This window comes from Stenotrophomonas sp. STEN054 (genome assembly GCF_056854535.1).
Genome location: NZ_JBXFWG010000019.1, coordinates 24343 through 46971 on the forward strand (window position 1 = coordinate 24343; position 22629 = coordinate 46971).

A 22629-nucleotide genomic window follows, 5' to 3' on the forward strand; every position below is an offset into this window, starting at 1 on the left:
CCCTCAGACCATATCTGCAGCGTTGATAGCCTGTTCTCTCGCCTGTATAGCCGCATCTGCAGCGGCCTTAACCTCAAGCGTCTGACCGCCAATTAGATACACGTCGAACTTACGCAGGGCCGGTTGGTTGGGCGCGGCCATGATCGGGCCAACACCTGAAATGTGATCGGGCCTGACGACATACTGATTGAGGATGTTGATCATCTGCAGCCTGTCCTTGAGTGCGGAGGTGACACCTCCGCACTTTTACCAGTAAATTCCTACCATCGCACGCGACCCTGCCCGGCCACTGAGCCGGGCTTTCTGTTTTCGGACCCGTCATGATCCTGACCGCCTCGACAATCCAGCAGGCGGTTGGCTGCAGTGCCGCCGTCGCCGCCCAGTGGGCGCAGCCCCTGTCCGAAGCCTGCACGGCGTTCGGCATCAGCACCCCGAAGCGCGCGGCCGCATTCCTGGCGCAGGTGGGGCATGAGTCCGGCAGCCTTAGCAGGACCGTCGAGAACCTGAACTACGGCGCGCAGGGCATGGCCGATACCTGGCCCAGCCGCTACGCCGTGGATCCCAAGGCCAAGCCGAGGAAGCCGAACGATCTGGCGCGCGCGCTGGAGCGGAAGCCGGTAGCGATCGGCAACAACGCATACGCCAACCGCCTGGGCAACGGCTCCGAGGCGAGCGGCGACGGCTACCGATTCCGTGGCCGTGGCCCGATCCAGAACACTGGCCGCGCCAACTATGCCGCGATCCGGGATGCCCTGCGTGCCAAGGGTATCAAGGGCGTGCCCGACTTCGAGGCCCAGCCGGAAGCGCTGGAGCAGCCCAAGTGGGGCGCGCTGGCGGCTGGTGCCTTCTGGGATGCCCGATCCCTGAACAAGCTGGCTGACGCCGGCCGATTCGACGAGATCACTGAACGAGTGAACGGCGGGCAGACCGGTGCCGCTGATCGCAGGTCGCGCTATGCGCGCGCGCTGAAGGTGCTGGCCGCGTGACCGAGCCCGTGAGCACTCTCAAGACCATCGTCGGCACGTTCACTGCGGCGGTCGTGGCGCCGGCCACCGCTGACGCATTGCGGGCAGCAGAGCGCATCATCCTGGGCGTGCCCCAATCGGTGCTTCTGGTGGCCATGGCGGGCGCACTGATCGGCGTGCTGCTGCTGCCGGAAAAGGATGCGGAACGGGTGGCGGCGGATGCGAACCGCCGTCGTGGCCATCGCCTTCTGCAGACGGCCGCCCGCTGGGCGGCCTTGGCCGTAGCGGTCCTGGCATACGCCATCGTCGCAGCTTGGGTCATCGCTGTGGCCGCATCGATCTGGCCGACCCTCGCTGGCGCGCCGCAGCTGCCGCTGGCTGGCCTGTCCGGCGTCCTGATCCGCCGGCTGCTGCCCGGCTACGTGCGTCTGGTCGAGAAGGCCACTGGCGCAATCGGAGGCGACAAGCCATGAGCGTGCTTCTGATGTTTCTCCGTTCGGTGTGGGAGCTGGTCATCGGCGCTGCAGCTGATGCGTTCCAGTGGCTGCGAAAGCCGGGCAGCAAGATCAAGCTCGTCTGCGCGGTGCTGGCCTTCGGCTGCCTGGTCTCTGGCCTCTCCGCGTATGAGAAGGAGCAGCGCATCCGCGATCTGAGCGCGCAGGTGGTCAAGGTCAAGGCCGACTGGAAGGCAGATGCTGAGCGTCTGCAGGCCGATGTGGACAGCCGCGACCAGCGACTGGCCGAGGTCGCTGCCGCTCTTCGCGCCGAGGCTATGAAGCTGGAGGCCCTGAAGGCTGAGAGCGCTGCCGCCCTGCAGACCTTGGCCGGACGGATCGAAACGTCCGAGAAGGATGCAGCTACCTGGCGGGGCCGCTACGAGCAGCGGCCTGATACATGCAAGGCCGCGCTGGAACTGCTCGACTCTGCCTGCCCAGCCTTGAAGGGGTACTGACGTGCGACTGATCGTCCTGGCTGCGGCCTTCTGTCTGGCGTCCTGCCAGTCGTCGGCACCCAAGCCCAACCCGCCAGCACCCGCTGTCATCCGTGTCCCCGTTGCCACGTTCGTTCCGATCGATGCGGCGCTGACGAAGCGCTGCACCTGGGCGCGTGCCGGAAAGCCGTCTACTGTGTTCGAGGTGAGCAACGGCCGCAAGCGCTGCCTCGATCTGTACGAGGCGCAGTTCGATGCCATCGAGCAGGTGCAGGGGAAGCCGATCCCGTCGGACGGCAGCTGATGCCGCGGCGGGCACCGAAGCACAACGCCATGCCACGGCAGGCGGCGGTGCACGTACCGCCGGCGGCAGTGAGGCAGACGACGGCCGAGCGTGGCTACGGCAGCCGATGGCAGCGCGCTCGCGCGACATTCCTGCTCAGGCACCCACTCTGCGCAGAGTGCCAGCGGTCGGGGCACGTCACGGCCGCGACGGTGGTCGACCACATCACCCCGCACAAGGGCAGCCAGGCGCTGTTCTGGGACACCGACAACTGGCAGCCCCTCTGCAAGCCCTGCCACGACCGCAAGACCGCGACCCAGGACGGCGGGTTCGGCAACTGGCACCGAGGCGCCAAGGCGACCCCGAAACGCGGGCGCAGACGAGAATGAATCGCAACAAAGGCAGATAGGGCGGGGGGAGGGTCAAAAGTTGGGGCGGTTCGCCTCCCTGACCGTGCGCCCAAACGTTTTATCGCACCGTCAAAATTGAGATTTCAAAAATGAGAGGACGGAAGCCGACCGCTCCGGCCCTCAAGGTGATTGCCGGAACTGCCCGGCCGGACCGTGAGGCGCCTGACGCTCCCGAGTTCGACCTGATCGACGTATTCCCCGACCCACCGCAGCACCTGAACGTCAACGGGGCTGCAATGTGGAATGACCTCGGCCCCCAGCTGGTGGCAGCCAAGGTTCTCCAGACGGTGGACCTGTATGCACTGCAGCAGCTCTGCTACGCCTGGCAGGTCCAGGTGGCCAAGCAGATGGCAGGGGTGGATATCACAGCCGCTGAACAGACCGCGCTGAAAGCGCTGATGTCCGAGTTCGGTATGACGCCGGCGAGCAGACGCAAGGTGAGTTCTGGTGGCGCCGAGAAAAAGCCCGGCAACAAGTTCGGCGCCCTTCCGGCGCTCGCCAAGTAGCAAGAGGCCAGCGAAGCCAAAGACCGCAGCGCGGCCCCGGCGCCGGCCCCGCCCGGATCCCGCCGACTACGTGGCTGTGGCCATCGACTACGCGCAGGAGGCGGTGGAGGATCGGAAGGGAAAGGCCTTCGGCTTGCTGATTCGCCAGGCGGCCAAGCGCTTCCTGGACGACCTGGCCCGCGCGAAGAAGAGAGGGTCAGCGTTCACGTTTTCACCCACGCATGCAGCACACGCTTGCGGCTTCATTGAGCTGCTTCCGCACGTTGAGGGCGCTTGGGAGACTCCCGAGATCCGCTTGCACCGGTCCCACGTCTTTTTCGTGGTGCAGCTGTTTGGGTTCCGGAAGCTCGATGGCACCCGCCGCTTCACATCGGCGCTGTTTGCCGTGGCACGCAAGAACGCCAAGTCGACCCTGGCCTCGGCGATCCTTCTGTACTGCCAGTGCTGCGAGAACGAGGAAGGCGCCCAGGTCATTTCGGCGGCCACCACCTTCCCGCAGGCTTCGATCATCTTCAACGTCGCAAAGCGGATGGTGGAGAAGACGCCGGACCTTCGGGAGGCGTACGGGCTTGAGACCTGGGCCAAGTCGATCAGCCGCATGGAGATCGGCGCCAGCTTCAAGCCCATTCACGCGAAGGCAAGCACTCAAGACGGTTTGAACCCGTCGCACGTGGGGCTTGATGAGATCCACGCGCACAAGAGCCCTGATCTGCTGAACGTCCTGCAGTCCGCTGCGGGTGCCCGCCGCAACCCTCTCTGGTTGTTCACCACAACCGAGGGATACACCAACCCCGGCCCCTGGGCCGAGATTCGGCAGTTCGTGAAACAGCTGCTGGCCGGCGTGTTTAAGCACACGGCCGACCACTACCTGGCCGTGTTCTACGCGGTCGACGAAGAGGACGAGGATTTCGACGAGGCGAGTTGGCGGAAGGCCAACCCTCTGATGGAAGTAAACCCTCACCTTCTGGGGGCCATCCGAAAGGAGGCGGTCGAGGCCAAGGCCATGCCGTCCAAGCTGGCTGAGTTCCAGATCAAGAGGCTGAACCGGCCGGCTTCGGCGGCAAACGGTTGGGTCGCGCTACGCAAGTGGGCTGCCTGCTCCGGGGTGGTCGACCTTGAGGCGCTGAAGGACGTTCCCTGCTGGGGTGGGCTGGATCTGGCCAGCACTAGCGACCTGACGTCGTTCCGGCTTGTGTGGCGGGTGGACGGGAAGATCATCACCTGGGGCCGACGCTGGGTTCCAGAAGAGGCAGTAAAGCAGCGGACCGAGCGCGGCACGGTGCCGTACGCAGGCTGGGTAGCGTCTGGCCACCTCGAAACCACGGAGGGCGAGGTAACCGACTACGCCCATATCGAGAGGTCGATTCTGGACGTCGTCTCTCGGTTCAACGTTCAGTCGATCGCATTCGATAGCTGGAACGCCACGGAGGTTGTGGGTCGGCTTCTTGCCGCCGGCGTTCCGATGGTGCAGTTCATCCAGGGGCCGAAGTCGTATCACCCGGCTATGCAGGATCTTGAGCGCGCCTACGTGGGCAAGCGCTTCGTCCATGACGGAGATCCGGTGCTGACCTGGTGCGCTTCCAACTTGGTGGCGCGGCGAGACCAGAACCTGAACATGGCGCCCGACAAGAAACGATCGAGCGAGAAGATCGACGACATGACCGCGCTGCTGATGGCTGTTGGTATCAGCATCCCCGTTGCTGAAGAAAAGAGTGACAAGAAGCTTGTCCTCATGACCCTGGGATAGCCCATGAAGAACGACAACCGCGCCTACAGCCTGCTGGAGGTCAAGAACTACGACGACGACGAGCAGGTGATCACCGGCTGGGCGACAACGCCCGAGCCTGACCGCTACGGCGATGTGGTCGAGCCTCTGGGCGCGAAGTTCGCTGCAGAGCTTCCGCTGCTCTGGCAGCACCGGCACGACAGCCCGGTGGGCATCGTCAAGTTCGGCAAGCCGACGAAAGATGGAATTCCCTTCACCGCTAGCGTGGCGAGGATCGCCACCCCGGGCGCGCTCAAGGACATGTGCGATCTGGCCTGGCAGTCGGTCAAGGAAAAGCTGGTGCGTGGCGTGTCGATCGGCTTCCGGGCCCTCGAGTACAGCTACATGGATGGCGGTGGAATTCGATTCACCGAGTGCGAGATCTACGAGCTCTCTCTGGTGACGATCCCGGCCAACGCCGCCGCAACGATCCAGAGCATCAAGGCCATGGATACCAGTGGAACGCGCCGCCGCAGCAGCTACGGCGTGCCCCTGATTCAGTGCCAGAAGGCGGTGGTAGCGCGGCCTCCTGGCGGCGCAGTGAAGTTGCTGGACTGAAGTAACGGCCCGCTGGGCCATGCGGGGTGGAACCCGCTTCCCTACATTTTGCAGGCACCGCCCGGGGTGGAACTCGGGCCGAAGGGCTGCGCCAATCTCAGAGAGATCAAGATGACCATTCAGGAACAGCTGGAGAAGCTCCGCGCCACGCGTGACGCCCAGCAGAAGAAGCTCAACGAAGTCGCCCAGAAGTCCATGGACGAAAGCCGTTCGATGGACACCGGCGAAAAAGAAGAGTTCGACAGCATCGAAGACCAGATCAAGTCCCTGGACGATGACATCGACCGCCTGACCCGACTGCTCGCCGTGCAGGCGAAGTCCGCTGTGCCGGCCGCGCAGATCGTCCAGGAAAACGGCTCCGCGACCGATCCGAAGCGCGCCGCCGGCGCCGCCAGTGGCAAGGGCCCGGCTCTGATCCACAGCCGCAGGAACGAAGAGCAGGGCATCGGCTTTGCCCGATTCGCCATGGCGATGTACGCGGGCAAGGGCGACGTTTCCAGCGCCAAGGCCTTCGCGGACAACACCTTCCGCGACGATGTGCGGCTGAACGAAATCATGAAAGCGGCAGTTGCCGCTGGCAACACCACCGATCCGTCTTGGGCCGGCAACCTGGTCCAGTATCAGAACCTGTCGAGCGAGTTCGTCGATTTCCTGCGGCCGCGCACCATCATCGGCCAGCTCGGCCAGGGTAACGTGCCGGGCCTGCGCCGCGTCCCGTTCAACGTCCGCATCCCAGGCAAGACCGCCAAGGGCCGTGCACAGTGGGTGGGGGAGGGCTTCCGCAAGCCGGTGACCAAGTCGGGCTACGACGCGACGGAGCTGAAGTGGGCCAAGATTGCCGGCATTTCGGTGATCACCGAGGAGCTGGCGCGCTTCTCCGACCCGTCGATCCAGATCCTGGTGCGCGACGACCTGTCCGACGCGGTCATCGAGCGCATGGACGAGGACTTCGTCGATCCGGCGAAGGCCGCTGCCACTGGCGCTGGTCTGTCGCCGGCCTCGATCACCAATGGCGTGACCGCGATCCCTTCCACGGGCGACGTGTACGCCGATATCCAGGCTCTGTGGGCCACGGCCGACGATACCAATCTGCCGGTGTCGAGTGCGGTCTACATCACCGACAGCGCTACCGCACGTCGCCTGTCCGGCCTGCGCAATCCGCTGATGGCCCGTGAGTTCCCCAACGTCTCGATGACCGGTGGCGACATCGATGGCGTGCCGCTGGTCGTGTCCAACTACGTCCCGTCGGGCATGTTCATCCTGGCCTTCGCCAGCGAGATCTACCTGGCGGACGACGGAGTGGTCACCATCGATGTCAGCCGCGAGGCCACGATCATCATGGACGATGACGCGACCGCCACTCCGACGATCGCGCAGATCCAGAGCATGTTCCAGACGAACCAGCTGGCCATCCGTGCCGAGCGCTTCGTGAACTGGAAGAAGCGTCGGCCGCAGGCGGTCTCGTACTTGACCGGTGTCGAGTGGGGCAATCCGGTCGACGCCGGCGGTGGTGGCGGCTGATTTCTGTAGTTCTCGGCGGGGGCTTCGGCCCCCGCCTTCTTTTCCCCGGGAGAAAGGTATGGCGAAGATCGAGATGATCCGGCGGAACCGCGTTTTCAGTGTGGACGCCAGGCTGGCCCGCCTCCTGGAAGCTCATGGTGGCTACCAGCGGCGCGACATGCAGGCGCAGTCGGCAGCCGCCCCAGTAGCGCCGCCGCAGCCGGCAGCTCCGGAAGTGTTGAAGCAACCGGCAAAGGTTGACGACGGGAAACCCGCGCGCACGGCCGCCAAGAAGGGAAAAGGTTCTGCCGTGCCGAAGACGGCGCCGGCGAAGGACGAATTCTGATGGCTGGATTCTCGCCCCGTGAATTGGCCACCGAGGCCGGTGTGCGCAGGTACGGGACTGACTACCTCAAGTCGCTGCACCCCGTGCATGCGTCCGTCGGAATGGGGGGCTGGCATTCCCTGGTGCGAGAGCCCTTCACCGGCGCCTGGCAGCGGAACTTGGAAGAGCGGCATGAGTCGGTGCTCACCTATCCGACTCTGTATGCGTGCCTGAACCGCATCGCGTCGGATGTCGGAAAGCTTCCTTTCGTGCTTAAGGCAGAGGATTCCAGCGGTATCTGGCGCGTAGATAGGAACAACACCGCCTACTGGCCCGTGCTGCGGAAGCAGAACAGTTACCAGACGTCGCAACAGTTCCGCTCAGCCTGGATGCTGTCGAAGCTCGCCCAGGGCAACACCTATGTCCTGAAGGGTCGGGACGAGAGGAACGTGGTCAACAAGCTGTGGATCTTGGACCCGTGCAGTGTTCAGCCGATGGTGTCCGATAGTGGCGACGTGTTCTACCAGCTGAACTACAGCGCCGGGACCAATCTTCTGCCCGAGAACTATCCCGGTGAGCAGCTGGTTGTTCCGGCGAGCGAGATCATCCACGATCGGATGAACTGCTTCCACCATCAGCTCATCGGTGTCCCGCCCCTGTGCGCTGCACAGTGGCCGGCGGTGAAGAACCTGAAGATCCTCAAGGATTCCACCAACTTCTTCTCCAACGGAGCGAATCCGGGCGGCATTCTGACCGCGCCCGCCGGCATGTCCGACGAGGATGCCCAAGCCGTTAAGGAATACTGGAACACCAGCTTCCAGGGATCCAACGCGGGCAAGGTGGCGGTGATCGGTGCGGACATGAAGTTCACACCCTTCGCATTCAAGGCTGCCGACTCCCAGCTGGTTGAGCAGATGCGGTACTCCGACGAGCAGGTATGCCAGCCGTTCGGCATCCCTCCTTTCAAGATCGGCATTGGGTCGATTCCTGCTGGGATGAAGGTCGATGACATCAACCAGCTGTACTACTCGGATGCCCTCCAGGCGCACATCGAGGCCATGGAGGAGCTGCTGGACGAGGGTCTGGGTATTTCCCGCCCGATGGGCGTCGAGCTTGATTTGGAGCCGCTTCTGCGGATGGATGTTGGCAAGCAGGCCGAGGTGCACAACACCCTGACCGGCGGCGGCATTGAAACCCCGAACGAGGCGCGGTTGGTGTTCAACCTTCCCCCTCTGGAGGGTGGCGATACGGTCTATATGCAGCAGCAGGACTTCCCGCTGGATCAGGTCAGGCAGAACAGGATCGTGGCTCCGACCGAACCGGGCCCTGACGCTGAATATCCGGAAGACGACCAGCCTGCTGCTGACGACGAGCTGAGGTCTCTGCAGCAGTCGAACTTCATCTTGATGGCCCTGCGCGCCGCACGGGCCGAGGTATTCCGCAATGACTGATCCCATCGACTTCGGCACGGAGATCGGCGCCCTGATCCGTGAGGCGGTCGCACCCCTCAAGCGAGAGCTGGAGGAGCTGCGACAGCGCGCTCCGGAGAAAGGTGATCCCGGAAGGAATGCTGATCCTGTCGATGTGGAGGCTCTGGCCGACCTGGTCGTGGCCAAGTTGCTGGACTCGCCGCGACTGCTGACTCTCGTGGACGTTGCCACGGTAGACGCCGTGTCCAAGCACTTCGAAGCCAACCCGGTTCAGAACGGCCGCGATGCCGATCCGGCAGTGATTCTGGCAACGGTGAAGGCTGCGGTTGAGGCACTTCCGGTCCCGAAAGATGGGCTTGATGCGGAGCCTGTCACCGAGCAGCAGATTGCAGCGGCAGTGGCAAAGCACCTCGCGGCGCACCCGCCGCAGGCTGGCGCTGATGGTGTGGGCCTGGCCGGCGCCATGATCGATCGCAGGGGGGAGCTGATCATTACGACCACGAAGGGTGAGGCCATCCGTCTTGGTGTCGTGGTTGGCCGGGACGGTGAGGACGGCCAGCACGGCATCAGCTTCGACACTGCCTCCGGCGAGTACGACAGCGAGCGCGGGTTCGTCATCACTCTTGGCTCAGGCGAGCGCAGGACGGAGCTGGTTCTGCCGTACATGGTGCACAGGGGCTTCCACCGGGACGGACTCGGCATGAAGGCGGGCCAGTCGGTGACCCATGACGGTGCGCTCTGGATCGCAAAGCGCGCGACCGCGTCCAGGCCATGCCTGGAGAACACCGACGATTGGATCTTGGCCGCCCGGAAGGGCCGCGACGGCAAGGACGGCCGGAGCGTGCGGGTTCCAGCTGGGCCTGTGAGCCTGGGAGACGGCGATGGTTGAGTTCGTGACCAAGGCGCAGGCCCAGGAGCAGCTCCGGCTTGATCCTGGTGCCGACGACCTCTGGTTGGCGTTTGCCATACCGGCCGTGAGCGCGGCGGTGGATAGCTGGCTGAAGTCACCATGGCGGCGCTATGAAATTCAGCGGGACGGCGCTGGCGCGCCGATCATCGGCCGTGACGGGTTCCCCGTGCCGGTTGTGGACGATGAAGGGGAACCGGTGCTCGCTTCGCAGGTGGTGCTTGCCACGCTGGTGGAGCTGGCAAGCCACTACCGGTTCCGGGAGGGCGAGGGCGACAACACGGTGCCCGCCGATGCCGGGCATGGTTACGTTCTGTCTCGCGCTGCAACTGCCCTGCTGGCGCCGCTACGGCGCTCCACGGTGGCGTAAGTGGCCTGCTCCGGCTGCGCGCGCCGGCGCGCCTGGCTCATGAAATGGATGCGAGAAGCGAATGAACGAGCAAAGCGAATTGCTGGCCGCCCTGCGCGCCCAGACCGAGGCGACGCACCAGCTGGTGGCGGCGCTGCAGGAAAAGACGAAGGCCGACCTGGAGAACGCCAAGGCGGTTAACCGTCTGGTGGACTACCTCTGCGACAGTGAAGGCGGCGAGGCGGAGGCGGCCGGGGCCGGCAACTACCTGAGCGGGAAGCCGCGATGATCGCCGCCGGCCGTCTGCGCCACCGGGTGCAGCTGCAACGGCAGGTGCACGGCCAGTCGCCTGAAACCGGCGCGCAGACGGTCAGCTGGGAGCCGCTGGCCGATGTGTGGGCCGAGGTGGCCGCGCTGTCGGCCCGCGAGCTGGTCGCTGCCAAGGCGGTGGACAGCGAGGTCACCATGCGGGTGACCATCCGCCAGCGCGACGACGTGACCGACAAGTGCCGGTTGATCCACCGCGGCAAGATCCTGAACATCCAGGGCGTGCTGCCCGATCCGGTCAGCGGCCTCGAATACCTCACGCTCCCCTGCAGCGAGGGTGTCAACGATGGCTGATGGCATCCGATTCGATGTGAGCGGCCTGGACGGAATCCGCAACAAGATGGCGCAGGTGAAGCGCGAGGTGAACTACAAGGGCGGGCGGGCCGCCTTGCGCCGGGCGGCCAACGTGCTGCGTGACCAGGCGCAGAGCAACGCCCGCCGGGTGGATGACCACGAAACCGAGACCGCCATCTGGAAGAACGTTGCGGTGCGCTGGAATGGCCGCGCCTTCAAGCAGGATGGCGTGCTGGCCTTCCGCGTCGGTGTGCTGGGCGGCGCCCAGGCCGGCCGCGCGGCGCAGCTCGGAACCAGCAACCCGGGCGGCATCACCTGGTACTGGCGCCTGCTGGAGTTCGGCACTTCGAAGATGGCCGCCCAGCCGATCTTCCGGCCCGTGCCGGATCAGGCCGGCCAGAAGGCCGTCGACGTGTTCGCGCGCAGCTTCAACCAGGCGCTGGACCGCGTGCTGGCAAAACAGGGGGCTGCATGATCCCCCCGATCTTCCAGCTGTGCCTGGCCTCGCCGTCGGTCCTGCAGGCCTTCGGTGCCAATCCCACCCGCGTCTACCCGTTCGGCCTGATCGAGAATCCGCCAGCGCTGCCCTACGCGGTCTGGCAGACGGTGTTGGGCATGCCCGAGAACTACTTGGCCCAGAGGCCCGACGTTGACGCACTGACTACGCAGATCGACGTCTATGCGAAGGACGAGGCACCGCTGATCCAGGGTGCGAAGGCCCTGCGTGATGCCTTCGAACCCCGTGGGTACATCACCCGCTGGGGAGGCCAGATGCTCGACCCCGAGACGAAGCTGCTGCGCCTGTCGTTCGATGTGGACTGGCTGGTCCCCCGGTAACGCCCGCTACAACCCCACCCACGCCCCGCACTGCGGGGTTTTTTATGCCCGCAGGAGAAACGATGAGCATCCTGACCCAAGGAACCCAGCTGTACGGCCTGATCAACGGCGTTGTCCGCGAGATCGAGTGCATCACGGCCTTCAACCCCGGCACCGCGCCGGCGGACCAGATCGACGACACCTGCCTTTCCGAGACCAAGGCGCGTACCTACAAGAAAGGCCTGCGCACGCCCGGCCAGGCTTCGGTGACCATCAACGCTGACCCGAAGAACGACAGCCACTACCTGATGTGGCAGCTGGGTGAGCAGGAGGAAGACGGCGATCCGATCCCGTGGGCCATCGGCTGGTCCGACGGTGTGGATATTGAGCCCACCGTGCAGCAGGTCGGCAGCCTGTCGAGTATCGAGGTTACCAACGGCGGCTCCGGCTACACCTCGGCACCGACCGTGACCATCACCGGTGGCGGCGGCAGCGGTGCCACCGCCACGGCCATCGTTGATTCCGGCTCGGTGATCGGCGTCAACATCACCAACCCGGGCACCGGCTACACGACCCCGCCGACCGTTGCCTTCAGTGGCGGTGCTGGCACCGGAGCCGCTGCGACGGCGGAACTCTCCACCGTCGCAGAGCTGGTGCTGCCGAACACCCGCACCTGGTACACCTTCCAGGCTTACGTCAGCGACTTCCCGTTCGACTTCCAGGGCAACACCGTCGTCACCACCGCGGCCACCATGCAGCGCAGCGGCCCGGGCGTCTGGCTGCGTAAGGCGGCCACGCCGTGAGCCGGGCTTCCAAGAAGACGGCCACCGCGCGTGTGGTGAACCTGAGCGTTGCCGACCTGCAGAAGGCCGGCGCGTTCACTGGCCGGCCAGTGGAAAAGGAGATCCGCTGGAAGCGGGGCGACGAGGAGCTGACCGCCACGGTCTACGTGCGGCCGCTGGGCTTCCAGACGGCGGTGTCCGACGTGCTGTCTGCCACGAACAAGCACGACGGCGTTGCCGGCCGCATCGCGGCCAGCATCTGCGACGAGAGCGGCAAGCCCGTGTTCACCGTCGCGGATATAACCGGTGAGGCCGATCCAGAGCGAGGTGCCCTGGACGGCAACCTGTCCGTGGCGCTGCTGATGGCCATCGGCGAGGTAAACAACCTGGGAAAAGCTACGAGCTGACCCCGGAGGACGAGCTGTGGTGCGAGCTGGTCCTGAACGGGATTGGCGGCCGCAGCATCGCCGAGGCAAAGGAGTGCCTCGGCATCCGGGAGTTCCAGCTCTGGAGCCTGTACCGCGCCCGGCGCGGCAGCTTGAACCTGGGTGGCCGGCTGGACGCAGCAGCAGGGATGCTGGCCGCGATGTTCGCCAACTCGAACCGCAAGCCAGGTAGCGCTGCGTTCACGGCCACCGACTTCATGCCCTACGTGGATGCCGAGCCCATCAGCCTCGAGGAGGCGATGAAGCAGTGGTAGCCGGGACGTAGTGCGCGCATTAACCCGGCTGGCCACCGGCCAGCCCCTGCAGCAGAGAGAGCTATGTCCCGGTCCCTTGGTACGCTGACCATCGACGTTATCGCCGAGGTCGGCGGCTTCGCGTCCGGCCTGGACAAGTCCGAGCGCCGGGCGGAGCAGTGGCGAAAGAAGGTCGAGGCCGAGGCAAAGCTGGCCGGCATTGCTCTGGGCACCGCCATCGCCGCCGCGGTGGTAATGATCGGGCGCAACACCATCGCGGCAGAGCGCGAGGTTGCCCAGCTGGATGCCATCATCCGCTCCACCGGTGGCGCGGCCGGTTACACCCGGCAGCAGCTGCTGGACATGGCCGACACCCTGTCGAGCAAGTCAACGTTCAGCGGCGGCGAGATCGTCGAGGCCCAGACCCGCCTGCTTTCGTACTCGGGCATCCTGGCGTCCAACATTCCCAGGGCCATGCAGGCGGTCATCGACCAGTCGGCGCGTCTGGGCATCAGTGTCAGCCAGTCGGCGGAGACTATCGGCCGTGCGCTGGAATCGCCCAGCAAGGCGGCCGCCGCGCTCGCACAGCAGGGCTTCGGTGCAGCCTTCACCAAGGAAGTGCGGGGCACGATCGACGAGCTGGTCAAGGCCGGCAAGGAAGGCGAGGCCCAAATGATGATCCTGGAGATCCTTGAAGAGTCGTACGCCGGCGCGGCGCAGGCGGCGCGTGACACCTTCGGCGGAGCGCTGCAGGCCCTGGGCAACACCCTCAATGACATCACCACCGCCAAGGACGGGAGCCTGAAGGGCGCCACGGACGCGGTCAATACGCTGATCGAGACGCTGAACGATCCGGCCACGAGAGAGGGCTTCAACAACCTGATCTCGGGCGCGGTTGAAGCCATCGGCACGATGGCCAAGTTCGCATCCACCGCGGCCAACGTGACCAAGTTCGTGGCAGAGAGCCTGGCTGCACGCGTCAGCGGACCTGACATGGCCGACGTGGTGCGCGTGGAAGACCGCATCGAGCGCCTGCAGAAGACGCTGGCGGCTGTGAAGAACTCGAAGGGCACGCTGGGCTTCTCCATGCTCAACGCCAGCGAGCTGATTCCGTCCGATCTGATTTCCAGCCCGGATAAGGTAATGCAGCGCCTGCGTGGCGAGCTCGCCAACGAGCAGCGAAAGCTGGAAGAGGGCCGGCGCATGCTGGAGCTGGCAGCCAAGGCGGCAAGTGCAGCGAAGGTCGAGCCGACAGGAGTCACCGGCGATGCTGCTGCGCGCGAAGCCGCAGCTGCAGCCGCAGCTGATGCCGAGAATGCCAAGAAGCGCTTGGCCGGGCAGCAGCAGCTGCAGCGTGCCTATGAGTCCTCCTCGCTGCAGCTGCAACGCCAGATCGCGCTGTTCGACACCAGTTCTGATCGTTCGGGCCGGGCGACGGAGTTGCAGCGGCTGAACTTTGAAATGACGTACGGGAGCCTGCAGGGGCTGAACGCTGCGCACCAGGAGCGACTGCGCGCGCTGGCCACCGAAATTGATCGATTGGCTGGGGTGAAGTCGGCCAACGAAGAGGCGGCCAAGGCCACCGAAGCTTTCGTCAAGCTGAAGGACGAACTCAACAAAAAAGATTCGCTGGGTGTCGACCTGGCCCGGGATCGTTTGAAGGTGCTGCAGGCCGCCGCGGCCGTGGGCGCAGCCAATGATGCTGACTACGTTGCAACCGCTGGAAAAGTGATCGACCAGGTCGGCGGAAATGGATCGTCCGACTACAAGGGGCCGGACGCTCTTTTCGGTGGTTCCCGAGGCGAATTCTCCAAGATCGATGAAGCGGAGGAGGCCGAGAAGAAGAAGCTGCAGTCCCAGCTTGAGGCGCTGGAGGAGCAGAGGCAGGCGCGCCTCGATCTGGAAACGGACTGGAACGCCAAGGAGCTGAAGCTCCGCGAGGAACATCAGGCGAACCTCGACCGGCTTGACCGGGCTCGCTGGCAGGTGGCCGCGACGGAGGCTCAGTCCGCATTGGGGAGCATCACCGATGTGATGCGCACCAGCTTCGGCGAGCAGTCCGCCCTCTACAAGGCGGCGTTTGTGGTCCAGAAGGCCGCAGCGATCGCTCAGTCGGTCATTGCCATTCAGCAGGGTATGGCGATGGCGGCGGCAAACCCTTGGCCGACCAACCTTGCCGCCATTGCTTCGGTGGCTGCGGCGACCGCCGGCATCGTCTCCAACATCGCCGCGGTCGGCATGGCCCACGACGGCATCGACAGCGTTCCCGAGACGGGCACGTGGTTGCTTCAAAAGGGCGAGCGGGTCACCACGGCGGCGACCAGCGCAAAGCTGGATGCAACCCTGGACCGCGTCTCACGCGACACCGACGGTGGCGGCAGGGGCGATACCAACGAGTTCAACTTCAACGTCAACGGATCCATCAGCGAGCGCGAGCGGCTGATGTTGCAGGAGACGGTCACCCGTGCCGTGACGCTGGCGCGGCAGGACAGGGTTGCGGACACCACCTCCGGGACCGGCCCCCAATCGCGCGCGATGCGGTCTAACTGGAATGTCAGAAGGAAGGTCGGGTAATGGCGCTGATCATGCAGCCGAAGTGGTTGCCCGAGCCGCTGCGGGAGGGCTACGGACTGCGCCACGTGTCGCCGCTGGCGCGGTCCACCTTCGTGAGTGGTCGGTCGCTGCCGCGGCGGGCCTATACCGCCACACCCAGCCAGACGGAGGTGCGCTGGCTGCTCAATGACCAGCAGGCTGCGCTGTTCGAGAAGTGGTTCCAGGAACGGCTGATTGACGGTGTCGCCTGGTTCGCATGCCGCCTGCGCAGCCCGTTGGGCATGGACTACTACAAGGCGCGGTTCACCGACATCTACGACGGCCCGACGCTGACCAACTCAAACCTGTGGATGTTCACCGCGCAGCTGGAGCTGTATCTGCGGCCTCTGCTTGCCGATGGCTGGTCGGAATACCCGGAGGGAATCCTGCAGGCCAACGTGATTGACCTGGCAGCCAACAGGGAGTGGCCACAGCCATGAGCATCCTCGAACGGCTCTACGCCTCCGGCGGAAGCGAGATCGAGCACGAGACGCTGGCCATCACCGTCGGCAGCGAGACCCACTACCTCATCAGGGGCTGGGAGGATCTGCGGGCGGTGCTGGAAACGGGCGAGCAGGTCACCTTCAAGGCCTGCGGGATGGACGTGGCGAAGCCGGCGCGCAACGCCGACGGCGTGCAAGATCTGCGCTTCGCCCTGACCAACATCGACGGCGTGGTCAGCACCAAGATCCGCGCCGCGCTGGCTGCGCGCCAGAAAATGACCGTGACCCTGCGTGTGTACCTCAGCAGCGATCTGCTGGCACCCATCAAGCGCCCGCTCTCGATGGACATCAAGGGCGGACAGTGGTCCGCCACTGAGGTCCAGGTCACGGCCGGCTTCATGAACATCCTCGACACGGCCTGGCCGCGCGATCGCTTCAACCTCTCCAAGCACCCCGGGCTGCGCTACATCTCATGAAGATCGATCTGGAAAAGTACCTGGACGTGGTCTGGGTCAGTGGCGGCCGCGTGTTCCCCGAGCTGGACTGCTACGGCGTGGTCAACGAGGTCCGCCGGGATCTGGGCTTGCCTGCCTGGGACGAGCATCCCGGCGCCACCCGTGAGGAATTGCCCGAGCTGGCGCAGCAGGCCGTCCTGCAGCACGCCGGCAGCGACCTCGTGCAGGGTGCTGTGGCGTTTTGCTACGAGGGCAGCATGGTGACGCACGTGGCCGTGCTGGTGGAGGTGGAGGGCCGCATGTGCACGTTGGAGTGCAACGACGGCCGGAATGTGACCGTCCTTCCGGTGTCTCGGTTCGAGCGCCGGTTTAACCGCGTGGAGTATTACGCGTGATCCGGGTGTTTCCGTCGCGTATGCCCGGCGAGGCACTGGAAACGCATCGGCACGGCAGGACCACTGTGGACGGATGGTTGCGGTCCAACGTGGCTGGCTACACCGGCCAGGGTGAGCAGCCGATCGAACTGGATGTGGACGGCCTGGCCGTGCACTCTTCGGCGTGGGCAGACACGTGGATCGACGGCGATTCCGACGTGTGCATCTACCCGGTGCCCCATTACGAGGGTGCGGCTGCGGTGGTTTACTGGGTGGTCGTTGCCGTCGTGGCTGCCTATGCCATCTACATGGCGTCGAACCTTCCCTCTGGCAGCCGGTACGGCCAGGGCGACACCCTCAGTCTGGACACGGCGCGGGCGAACACCGCGCGCCTCGGCAGCCCCGTGCGCGAGGTTCTGGGGCGATGCCGGGTGTGGGCCGACTACCTGGTGCAGCCGGTGTCGCGGTTCGTCGGTGGCAAGACCTACCGCACCCAGATGTTCGTGTGCGTGGGGAAGGGCCGGCACGTCATCCCGCTGGGATCCGCGCGCCTGGGCAACACGCCCATCAGCTCCTTCGGCAGCGACGTGGATATCACCATCTACCCGCCGGGCGCGGACGTGGGCGGTGACGTGCGTTCCGAGAACTGGGTGAATTCGACTGAGGTGGGCGCCACGGCCTCCGGCACCGCTGGCCTGGACCTGAGCGACACGGCGGACGTGGCCACCGGCATCAATGCGGACGCGGTTACGGTATCTGGAAACGTCATCACCCTGAACAACGCCACCATCACCGATGCCAATGGCAAGGAGCGGCCGGCCACGTCGGTGCCCAGCAGCTGGGTGGTGGGGGCAGTGCTGACGTTGAAGGTCGCGGCGACGTTCACTGCCACGACCAGCGGCCTGTACTCGATCATTGCCGGCAGCGCCGTGGCTGAGCTGGCGCCCTTCGTTGGCATGCCGGTGCTGCTGACCTACAACGGCGCCGACTATGCGCTGTACGTGGCCAGCTACACCCCCGGCTCTCCGGCCGTGCCGGGTCATGGCGGCAGCCCTGCGAAGCTGGTGGGCTCGGCCGCTGCCAGCAACTTCGATTTCAGCAGTTCTCCGGTCACCTTTGGCATCAGTTGGCGCGGCACCACGTACAGCGTGGCATTGGTTGCCAACTACATCACCCTTGGCGTGCTGCTTACTGCCATCAATGACCAGCTGGTGGACAGTGGGCTGGTGGCCACACAGTCGGGCGGGGTTGTAACCATCGCAGAAGCGGAGAGCCCCTACGCCGGCGGCATCATCACGTTCAGTGGCCTGCCGTCCACTGTGTTCGGCAGCAGCCCGACCACCACAGCCGGCGACGCCACGACCGGTGGAACGCCGGCGACCCAGCCGCGCGTCACCCTGGCCTATGACAGCGCGACCGGAACGGCCTTTGGCGGCTTGCCGCCGGGGTCTATCTCGCTGTCCATGTCGCGTGGACAGAGCGAGTACCGTATCAGCTCGGTATCCGGCCTGACCCTGACCGTGCAGCGCCTTACCGAGGGCGGAGTGGTCGACACCAGCTGGCCAGGCTGGACCGCCCGGACGGCCACTGACTACCGGGCCACCGGGTTCCAGGAGGGCGAGGAGTGGCTGGGGCCGTTCCTGGTATGCCCCAGTGGCGAGACGACGGACGCGTTCGAGTACGACTTCAACTTCCCAGGCGGCCTGATCTGGTACACCGACAAGGGCAACAAGCGCACCTTCACGGTGACCGTGCGCGTGGGCTACCGCGTGTTCGGATCGGGCGATGCCTGGTCCGTGCGCACGCACACCTACACGGCCACTTCCGAGGACGCGCTGGGCTTCACCGAGCGCATCAACCTGACCACACCAGGGCAGCTGGAGGTGCGCGTGCGTCGGGTGACTGAGCGCGGCGGCAACTCGGCGCGGGACGCCTGTTTCTGGCAGGGCCTGCGCGCGCGCCTGCCGCAGCGGCCGACCCGCTACGACGACCTGACCACCATCGGCCTGACGGTCACCACCGGCACGAAGCTGGCCGCCCAGACCGACCGCCGGTTCAACGTGGAGGCCACGCGCCTGTACGACGATGGCGCGGCGCGCAGCATCAGCGGGGCGATGGTCCATGTGATGCGCTCGCTGGGCCTGCCGTTCGACCAGATCGACACGGAGACGCTGCAGCACCTGGAGGACATTTACTGGACGCCGCGCGGGGAGTTCTTCGACTTCAGCGCGGAGAAGTCCGGCACCAGCGCGCTGGACCTGCTGCAGATGGCCGCCCAGGCCGGCATGGGTTACTTCCTGCTGATCGATTCGATGTGCTCGGCGGGCAGGGAAGGGGTGAAGGCCTGGCGCGGCGGTATCTCGCCCCAGCGCCAGCTGGAGCCCCTTAGCACGTCGTTCATCTCGCCCGGGCCGGACGACTACGACGGCGTGGACGTGACCTACATCGACGAGGTGACGTGGGCGGCCGAGACGGTGGAATGCCGGCTGCCGGGCGTGACCGAGCCATGGAAGGTGGAGACCTACGAGCTGCAGGGTGTCGGCACGCGCGATCGCGCGTACCGCATCGGCATGCGCCGGCTGATGAAGCATCAAGGCCAGCGCCTGACCTACAAGACCAAGACCGAGATGATGGGCCTGGTCTACCAATACGGGGACCGGGTGAAGCTGTTCGACGACATTCCCGGGTCGAGCACCACCAGCACCATGATCGAGTCGGCGCGGCTGGATGGCACGCGGCTGCTGATCGAGGTGGGCGAGTACCTGGACTGGAGTCTGCCGGCGCCGCGGTGCCTGGTGCGGTTCCAGGACGGAACGCTGTCGAACGTGATCGTGCCCACGAAGGTGGACGACCACCGGCTGACCATCGCGGCCTCGGCGTTGCCGGGTGAGCACGCCTTCAACACCTGGATCATGGACGACCCGACGATTGACCCGCCGGAGCTGATCTTCTGCGACAGCACGCGCGCTGGGTATGACGCTGTGCTGGCCGACCTCACGCCAGGCGAAGACGGCTCGGTCGAGCTGACCGCCCTGCAGTACGACCCCGCCTTCTACCAATACGACGACGCCAACGCGCCGTAGCACCACTGGAGACGCACCCAGATGACCAAATTCAACACCGGCAACCCGGTGGGCTCGAACTCGCCCCTGGATTTGTACGACAACGCCGAAAACCTCGATGCTGCCATCAACGGTACTGGCCTGAGCTGGACCGATCGCCTGGGTGTCATCAGACAGAGCTGGGCGGGCTTTAAAGTTGCTTTTGACCAGTTCATTGCAGCCGGCAGTACCATCGAGTTTCCGACTTGGGCCGCGGCCAGCGCTGCGGCCGGGGCAGGGCAGATCCCACAGAACCGCCAGGTGGCGGTGATCGGGGATACCGGCACGCACACCGATCCCGTATCGGGGGGCAGCGTGCCCAACAGCGGCCGGTACGTGATGGTTACTGCTGGGCTGCAGTTCCGCAGCGCTGACGTTCTCAGCCAGAAGGCGGATCTCACGACGGTGGCACTGCAGCGAGCCAGGACGGAAGGCATCACCGATATCGAGCGCAGCCCCAATCTGTTCCTTGACTCGTTTTACGCGCGGCTCGTATCCGGGGCAGGTGAAAGTTCCAACGATGGCATCTTCGGCGGTACTGTTGGCGGCGCCACCGCCGTAGTCGACCCGCAAGGCAGGCCCTCAGTCAGGATCGCTGTGGCCAGCGCCCAGCGCTACTGGCGGATTCCCTTGGCCTATCTCGGCGTGGTGGCAGGCGACAAGGTGAGCGCAGCCATTCGGGTTTTTGATCGGCAGGGTTCTGGTGCTAGCGCTCGCCTGATCGTGAAGAATTTGACCGCCGCTTTCGCGGAGATCAATCGCCTGGAGGCCGCGATTCCTGGGCTCGCCGCTGGGCAGGAGTACGTTGCTCAAATCCCAGGCTTTGTAGTTGACGCCTCTGCAGCGTTCATCGAGGTCGCGGTTCTCAATGCCGGATCGACGAACGCGCTGTCGTTCACCGATATTCTGGTTGCGAAAGGACTCAACCCCGACTTTCGACCATCCGTCACCTACGCGAAGCAGGCAGCTCTGGCCACCCTGAACAGGGCGGTAGACCTCACTTTCAGCGCTCCCAACCTGATCGACAACAACTGGGCGAAGACTGTAGCGCTGGGTGCCGGTGACGCTGTGCGCGTGCCTGAAGTCCGCAACGGCTACAGTGCGGTCCGCGTGGACCGTACCAGCGGCGCCGAATGGAGACTGCAGATCCCACGCGACCGCTTCGGCGGCACTTTCTCCGTTGCTGGAACGCTGGTCGATGCGACCAATACGTCGGCCAGACGACTGATGGTGATGCAGCGCAATGCTGGTGCCGAGATCGCCGGAACCCGCGTGACCCTGCAGCCGGCCAACAACAACGGCTTGCCGCTGCGAGTCTCGCAGGACAACGTCACCATTCATCCGGATTGCACTGTGGTGGAGCTGTATATCAGCGGTGGCAGCGCGGGCAGCGGGTCGTCTGCCTGGTGGGCTGATGTGGTTTTGGCCAGTGGAGACTCTTCGCTTTACCGGCCCTACAGCGGCATCCCGGCCAACCCGAATGGCGGGTTGGTGTTCGTGGGCCCGGCGGGCAGCGATGGAAACGCGGGCACGCGCCTGCTGCCTTTCGCTACACCGAATGCAGCCATCGCAGCTCTCGGTGGTGTCGGAACGGTCGTCGTGCTCCCCGGAACCTACGGGCCGTCGTTCAAGATCAACCCGGCCATCGTGAAGGACGTTCAGGTCCTGGGGCTGTGGTCTGCTGGTGCCGTCCCGTTGGTCCGCTGCGTGAACAAGCTGACCGGCATCACCAAGACCGCCGGACGCGGGAAGGTCTACCAAGCAACAGTGCCCGGGCTGGTTTTGGCTTCGCTCAACTGGGTTTGGCAGGGTGGCGTTGCCGATGCCAGGACGTCGATCGCCGCTGCTGATCGTAAGCCGTGGCACCGTGGCAGGACGAACAGGCTGCCCAACACCAAGATCGTGAAAGCCACCGACACCAGCAGCATCGAGGCAGCGCTCGCTGAGCTGGATGCGGCTGCCGATCCCCGCTGCTATTACCAGGACGGAGTGCTGTATTTCACCGTTGCAGCCGGCGGGGATGGCACCGCTGCCGACATCTACGTTTCGGGCGCGGGCGTGGTTCCGACTGCGAACATCGGAACGGCGGGCAAGCTTGATGTGGTCGGCTTGGAGATCCACTACGGCGGCATCAACCTGCGCCCGTTCCTTCGTTCGCACCTGGACGAAGTGTTCGTGTACGGCGCCGTGGAGAACTGCGTCGACTACGCCGGTTACCAGAGCTTTGGCACGCTGGAGGTCGGGGGTGCTGGTGACCAATCTGGAACCATCGGCGATGGTCTGAACGGTCACAGCTGGGCCGTATGTGTGGGGCAGGACTTCTACGGCCACGATTGCCGTGACGAGGGTGAGTCCACTCACGAGTACGGCACAGTGCGGATCGCGCGCAGCTATGTCGAGTTCAACGGCAACTCGGGCATCGCCGTTGCGAACGGCTGCGATGCGGTCTATGGCAACGTGCAGTCGAGGGGCAACGGAAAGTGTGCGGTGGAGGCCACCAATGCACCTACGGACAACGGGGTTGATACCCGCGTGCTGGTCCTTGGCGGTGTCTCCATCGGCGACGCTGGCGGGATCAGGGGCAATCCGGCCCAGAGCTGCTTCGCAGAGGCGGTGGACTTCAGGGTGTACGACTGCACCGGAAATGCCTACGAGCAGATGACCATCTACGATTGCAAGCACGTTGGCACTGGCACGCCGAAGGGTCCGGGCGTGACTGTGCGCAATGCAACGACAGTTACCTGACGGCAACTGAGGAATCGCTCAGCCTCAGCACAATCGTTCAGCCACGTGTCCGTCGCGTTCGCAGGATATGCGACGGGCAGCCGTATGCTCCC

General features: G+C 65.1%; 27 protein-coding genes. 26 read left to right on the forward strand and 1 reads right to left on the reverse strand.

The window, feature by feature from the left end; all coding sequences use genetic code 11:
- Nucleotides 1-3 precede the first annotated feature (3 nt).
- A complete protein-coding gene (locus tag AC1VXD_RS09845) occupies nt 4-204 on the reverse strand; it encodes a hypothetical protein (RefSeq protein WP_482991904.1) in 201 nt (66 codons plus the stop codon).
- A 116-nt stretch (nt 205-320) separates the two neighbouring features.
- Between AC1VXD_RS09845 and AC1VXD_RS09850 the strand changes: the two genes are divergently transcribed.
- From AC1VXD_RS09850 to AC1VXD_RS09975, 26 genes are all read left to right on the forward strand, one after another.
- Nucleotides 321-986, forward strand: a complete 666-nt coding sequence (locus AC1VXD_RS09850; protein WP_482991905.1) for a glycoside hydrolase family 19 protein — start codon at nt 321-323, stop codon at nt 984-986.
- Complete coding sequence (locus tag AC1VXD_RS09855; RefSeq protein WP_482991906.1) at nt 983-1438, forward strand: hypothetical protein; 456 nt, start codon at nt 983-985, stop codon at nt 1436-1438. The genes AC1VXD_RS09850 and AC1VXD_RS09855 overlap by 4 nt, the downstream gene beginning before the upstream one ends.
- Complete coding sequence (locus tag AC1VXD_RS09860; RefSeq protein WP_482991907.1) at nt 1435-1917, forward strand: hypothetical protein; 483 nt, start codon at nt 1435-1437, stop codon at nt 1915-1917. Before AC1VXD_RS09855 ends, AC1VXD_RS09860 begins: the two co-directional genes overlap by 4 nt.
- A gap of 1 nt (nt 1918) precedes the next feature.
- Nucleotides 1919-2200, forward strand: a complete 282-nt coding sequence (locus AC1VXD_RS09865; protein WP_482991908.1) for a hypothetical protein — start codon at nt 1919-1921, stop codon at nt 2198-2200.
- A gap of 29 nt (nt 2201-2229) precedes the next feature.
- Nucleotides 2230-2568 (forward strand): HNH endonuclease, encoded by a 339-nt coding sequence (locus tag AC1VXD_RS09870; RefSeq protein ID WP_482991909.1) that lies wholly within the window; start codon nt 2230-2232, stop codon nt 2566-2568.
- Between the two features lie 110 nt (nt 2569-2678).
- Nucleotides 2679-3095, forward strand: a complete 417-nt coding sequence (locus AC1VXD_RS09875) for a terminase (RefSeq protein ID WP_099559413.1) — start codon at nt 2679-2681, stop codon at nt 3093-3095.
- Nucleotides 3096-3165: 70 nt separating this feature from the next.
- A complete protein-coding gene (locus AC1VXD_RS09880) occupies nt 3166-4842 on the forward strand; it encodes a terminase large subunit (RefSeq protein WP_482991910.1) in 1677 nt (558 codons plus the stop codon).
- A gap of 3 nt (nt 4843-4845) precedes the next feature.
- A complete protein-coding gene (locus tag AC1VXD_RS09885; protein ID WP_482991911.1) occupies nt 4846-5418 on the forward strand; it encodes an HK97 family phage prohead protease in 573 nt (190 codons plus the stop codon).
- A 111-nt stretch (nt 5419-5529) separates the two neighbouring features.
- The gene (locus tag AC1VXD_RS09890) at nt 5530-6939 is read left to right on the forward strand and encodes a phage major capsid protein (protein WP_329894343.1); all 1410 of its coding nucleotides are present in this window, start codon (nt 5530-5532) and stop codon (nt 6937-6939) included.
- Between the two features lie 58 nt (nt 6940-6997).
- Nucleotides 6998-7264: a hypothetical protein gene (locus AC1VXD_RS09895; protein WP_482991912.1), complete on the forward strand. Its 267-nt coding sequence runs from the start codon at nt 6998-7000 to the stop codon at nt 7262-7264.
- Entirely contained in the window at nt 7264-8694 is a 1431-nt protein-coding gene (locus AC1VXD_RS09900) for a phage portal protein (protein WP_482991913.1), read from the forward strand. Before AC1VXD_RS09895 ends, AC1VXD_RS09900 begins: the two co-directional genes overlap by 1 nt.
- Nucleotides 8687-9562 carry a hypothetical protein gene (locus AC1VXD_RS09905; RefSeq protein WP_482991914.1) on the forward strand — a complete coding sequence of 292 codons (876 nt, stop codon included), beginning with the start codon at nt 8687-8689 and terminating at the stop codon, nt 9560-9562. The genes AC1VXD_RS09900 and AC1VXD_RS09905 overlap by 8 nt, the downstream gene beginning before the upstream one ends.
- Nucleotides 9555-9950, forward strand: a complete 396-nt coding sequence (locus tag AC1VXD_RS09910) for a head-tail connector protein (RefSeq protein ID WP_482991915.1) — start codon at nt 9555-9557, stop codon at nt 9948-9950. Before AC1VXD_RS09905 ends, AC1VXD_RS09910 begins: the two co-directional genes overlap by 8 nt.
- Before the next feature lie 61 nt (nt 9951-10011).
- Nucleotides 10012-10218, forward strand: coding sequence for a hypothetical protein (locus AC1VXD_RS09915; protein WP_482991916.1), 207 nt, complete (start codon nt 10012-10014; stop codon nt 10216-10218).
- Nucleotides 10215-10550: a phage head closure protein gene (locus tag AC1VXD_RS09920; RefSeq protein ID WP_482991917.1), complete on the forward strand. Its 336-nt coding sequence runs from the start codon at nt 10215-10217 to the stop codon at nt 10548-10550. The genes AC1VXD_RS09915 and AC1VXD_RS09920 overlap by 4 nt, the downstream gene beginning before the upstream one ends.
- The gene (locus tag AC1VXD_RS09925; RefSeq protein WP_180836782.1) at nt 10543-11025 is read left to right on the forward strand and encodes an HK97-gp10 family putative phage morphogenesis protein; all 483 of its coding nucleotides are present in this window, start codon (nt 10543-10545) and stop codon (nt 11023-11025) included. Before AC1VXD_RS09920 ends, AC1VXD_RS09925 begins: the two co-directional genes overlap by 8 nt.
- On the forward strand, nt 11022-11387 hold the full coding sequence (gene gp17 / locus AC1VXD_RS09930) for a tail completion protein gp17 (protein WP_482991918.1): 366 nt from the start codon (nt 11022-11024) through the stop codon (nt 11385-11387). Before AC1VXD_RS09925 ends, gp17 begins: the two co-directional genes overlap by 4 nt.
- Nucleotides 11388-11449: 62 nt before the next feature.
- Complete coding sequence (locus AC1VXD_RS09935) at nt 11450-12169, forward strand: phage tail tube protein (protein WP_482991919.1); 720 nt, start codon at nt 11450-11452, stop codon at nt 12167-12169.
- Nucleotides 12166-12555: a phage tail assembly chaperone family protein, TAC gene (locus AC1VXD_RS09940; protein WP_482991920.1), complete on the forward strand. Its 390-nt coding sequence runs from the start codon at nt 12166-12168 to the stop codon at nt 12553-12555. Before AC1VXD_RS09935 ends, AC1VXD_RS09940 begins: the two co-directional genes overlap by 4 nt.
- 83 nt (nt 12556-12638) lie before the next feature.
- Nucleotides 12639-12848: a phage tail assembly protein T gene (locus AC1VXD_RS09945; RefSeq protein ID WP_482991944.1), complete on the forward strand. Its 210-nt coding sequence runs from the start codon at nt 12639-12641 to the stop codon at nt 12846-12848.
- 63 nt (nt 12849-12911) lie between these two features.
- The gene (locus AC1VXD_RS09950; RefSeq protein WP_482991921.1) at nt 12912-15401 is read left to right on the forward strand and encodes a phage tail length tape measure family protein; all 2490 of its coding nucleotides are present in this window, start codon (nt 12912-12914) and stop codon (nt 15399-15401) included.
- Nucleotides 15401-15859, forward strand: coding sequence for a hypothetical protein (locus AC1VXD_RS09955; RefSeq protein ID WP_482991922.1), 459 nt, complete (start codon nt 15401-15403; stop codon nt 15857-15859). The genes AC1VXD_RS09950 and AC1VXD_RS09955 overlap by 1 nt, the downstream gene beginning before the upstream one ends.
- Complete coding sequence (locus AC1VXD_RS09960) at nt 15856-16338, forward strand: DUF1833 family protein (protein WP_482991923.1); 483 nt, start codon at nt 15856-15858, stop codon at nt 16336-16338. Before AC1VXD_RS09955 ends, AC1VXD_RS09960 begins: the two co-directional genes overlap by 4 nt.
- Nucleotides 16335-16712 carry a hypothetical protein gene (locus AC1VXD_RS09965; RefSeq protein ID WP_482991924.1) on the forward strand — a complete coding sequence of 126 codons (378 nt, stop codon included), beginning with the start codon at nt 16335-16337 and terminating at the stop codon, nt 16710-16712. The genes AC1VXD_RS09960 and AC1VXD_RS09965 overlap by 4 nt, the downstream gene beginning before the upstream one ends.
- An 89-nt stretch (nt 16713-16801) precedes the next feature.
- Nucleotides 16802-19774: a host specificity factor TipJ family phage tail protein gene (locus tag AC1VXD_RS09970; RefSeq protein WP_482991925.1), complete on the forward strand. Its 2973-nt coding sequence runs from the start codon at nt 16802-16804 to the stop codon at nt 19772-19774.
- A 21-nt stretch (nt 19775-19795) separates the two neighbouring features.
- Nucleotides 19796-22537, forward strand: coding sequence for a hypothetical protein (locus AC1VXD_RS09975; protein ID WP_482991926.1), 2742 nt, complete (start codon nt 19796-19798; stop codon nt 22535-22537).
- Nucleotides 22538-22629: the final 92 nt, after the last annotated feature.

Excerpts from the sequence above, each read along its gene's own strand:
- AC1VXD_RS09845 (WP_482991904.1), bottom strand. The coding sequence starts at position 204 with ATGATCAACATCCTCAATCAGTATGTCGTCAGGCCCGATCACATTTCA.
- AC1VXD_RS09850 (WP_482991905.1), top strand. The coding sequence starts at position 321 with ATGATCCTGACCGCCTCGACAATCCAGCAGGCGGTTGGCTGCAGTGCC.
- AC1VXD_RS09860 (WP_482991907.1), top strand. The coding sequence starts at position 1,435 with ATGAGCGTGCTTCTGATGTTTCTCCGTTCGGTGTGGGAGCTGGTCATC.
- AC1VXD_RS09870 (WP_482991909.1), top strand. The coding sequence starts at position 2,230 with ATGCCACGGCAGGCGGCGGTGCACGTACCGCCGGCGGCAGTGAGGCAG.
- AC1VXD_RS09875 (WP_099559413.1), top strand. The coding sequence starts at position 2,679 with ATGAGAGGACGGAAGCCGACCGCTCCGGCCCTCAAGGTGATTGCCGGA.
- AC1VXD_RS09885 (WP_482991911.1), top strand. The coding sequence starts at position 4,846 with ATGAAGAACGACAACCGCGCCTACAGCCTGCTGGAGGTCAAGAACTAC.
- AC1VXD_RS09890 (WP_329894343.1), top strand. The coding sequence starts at position 5,530 with ATGACCATTCAGGAACAGCTGGAGAAGCTCCGCGCCACGCGTGACGCC.
- AC1VXD_RS09895 (WP_482991912.1), top strand. The coding sequence starts at position 6,998 with ATGGCGAAGATCGAGATGATCCGGCGGAACCGCGTTTTCAGTGTGGAC.
- AC1VXD_RS09900 (WP_482991913.1), top strand. The coding sequence starts at position 7,264 with ATGGCTGGATTCTCGCCCCGTGAATTGGCCACCGAGGCCGGTGTGCGC.
- AC1VXD_RS09905 (WP_482991914.1), top strand. The coding sequence starts at position 8,687 with ATGACTGATCCCATCGACTTCGGCACGGAGATCGGCGCCCTGATCCGT.
- AC1VXD_RS09910 (WP_482991915.1), top strand. The coding sequence starts at position 9,555 with ATGGTTGAGTTCGTGACCAAGGCGCAGGCCCAGGAGCAGCTCCGGCTT.
- AC1VXD_RS09915 (WP_482991916.1), top strand. The coding sequence starts at position 10,012 with ATGAACGAGCAAAGCGAATTGCTGGCCGCCCTGCGCGCCCAGACCGAG.
- AC1VXD_RS09920 (WP_482991917.1), top strand. The coding sequence starts at position 10,215 with ATGATCGCCGCCGGCCGTCTGCGCCACCGGGTGCAGCTGCAACGGCAG.
- AC1VXD_RS09925 (WP_180836782.1), top strand. The coding sequence starts at position 10,543 with ATGGCTGATGGCATCCGATTCGATGTGAGCGGCCTGGACGGAATCCGC.
- gp17 (WP_482991918.1), top strand. The coding sequence starts at position 11,022 with ATGATCCCCCCGATCTTCCAGCTGTGCCTGGCCTCGCCGTCGGTCCTG.
- AC1VXD_RS09935 (WP_482991919.1), top strand. The coding sequence starts at position 11,450 with ATGAGCATCCTGACCCAAGGAACCCAGCTGTACGGCCTGATCAACGGC.
- AC1VXD_RS09950 (WP_482991921.1), top strand. The coding sequence starts at position 12,912 with ATGTCCCGGTCCCTTGGTACGCTGACCATCGACGTTATCGCCGAGGTC.
- AC1VXD_RS09955 (WP_482991922.1), top strand. The coding sequence starts at position 15,401 with ATGGCGCTGATCATGCAGCCGAAGTGGTTGCCCGAGCCGCTGCGGGAG.
- AC1VXD_RS09960 (WP_482991923.1), top strand. The coding sequence starts at position 15,856 with ATGAGCATCCTCGAACGGCTCTACGCCTCCGGCGGAAGCGAGATCGAG.
- AC1VXD_RS09965 (WP_482991924.1), top strand. The coding sequence starts at position 16,335 with ATGAAGATCGATCTGGAAAAGTACCTGGACGTGGTCTGGGTCAGTGGC.
- AC1VXD_RS09975 (WP_482991926.1), top strand. The coding sequence starts at position 19,796 with ATGACCAAATTCAACACCGGCAACCCGGTGGGCTCGAACTCGCCCCTG.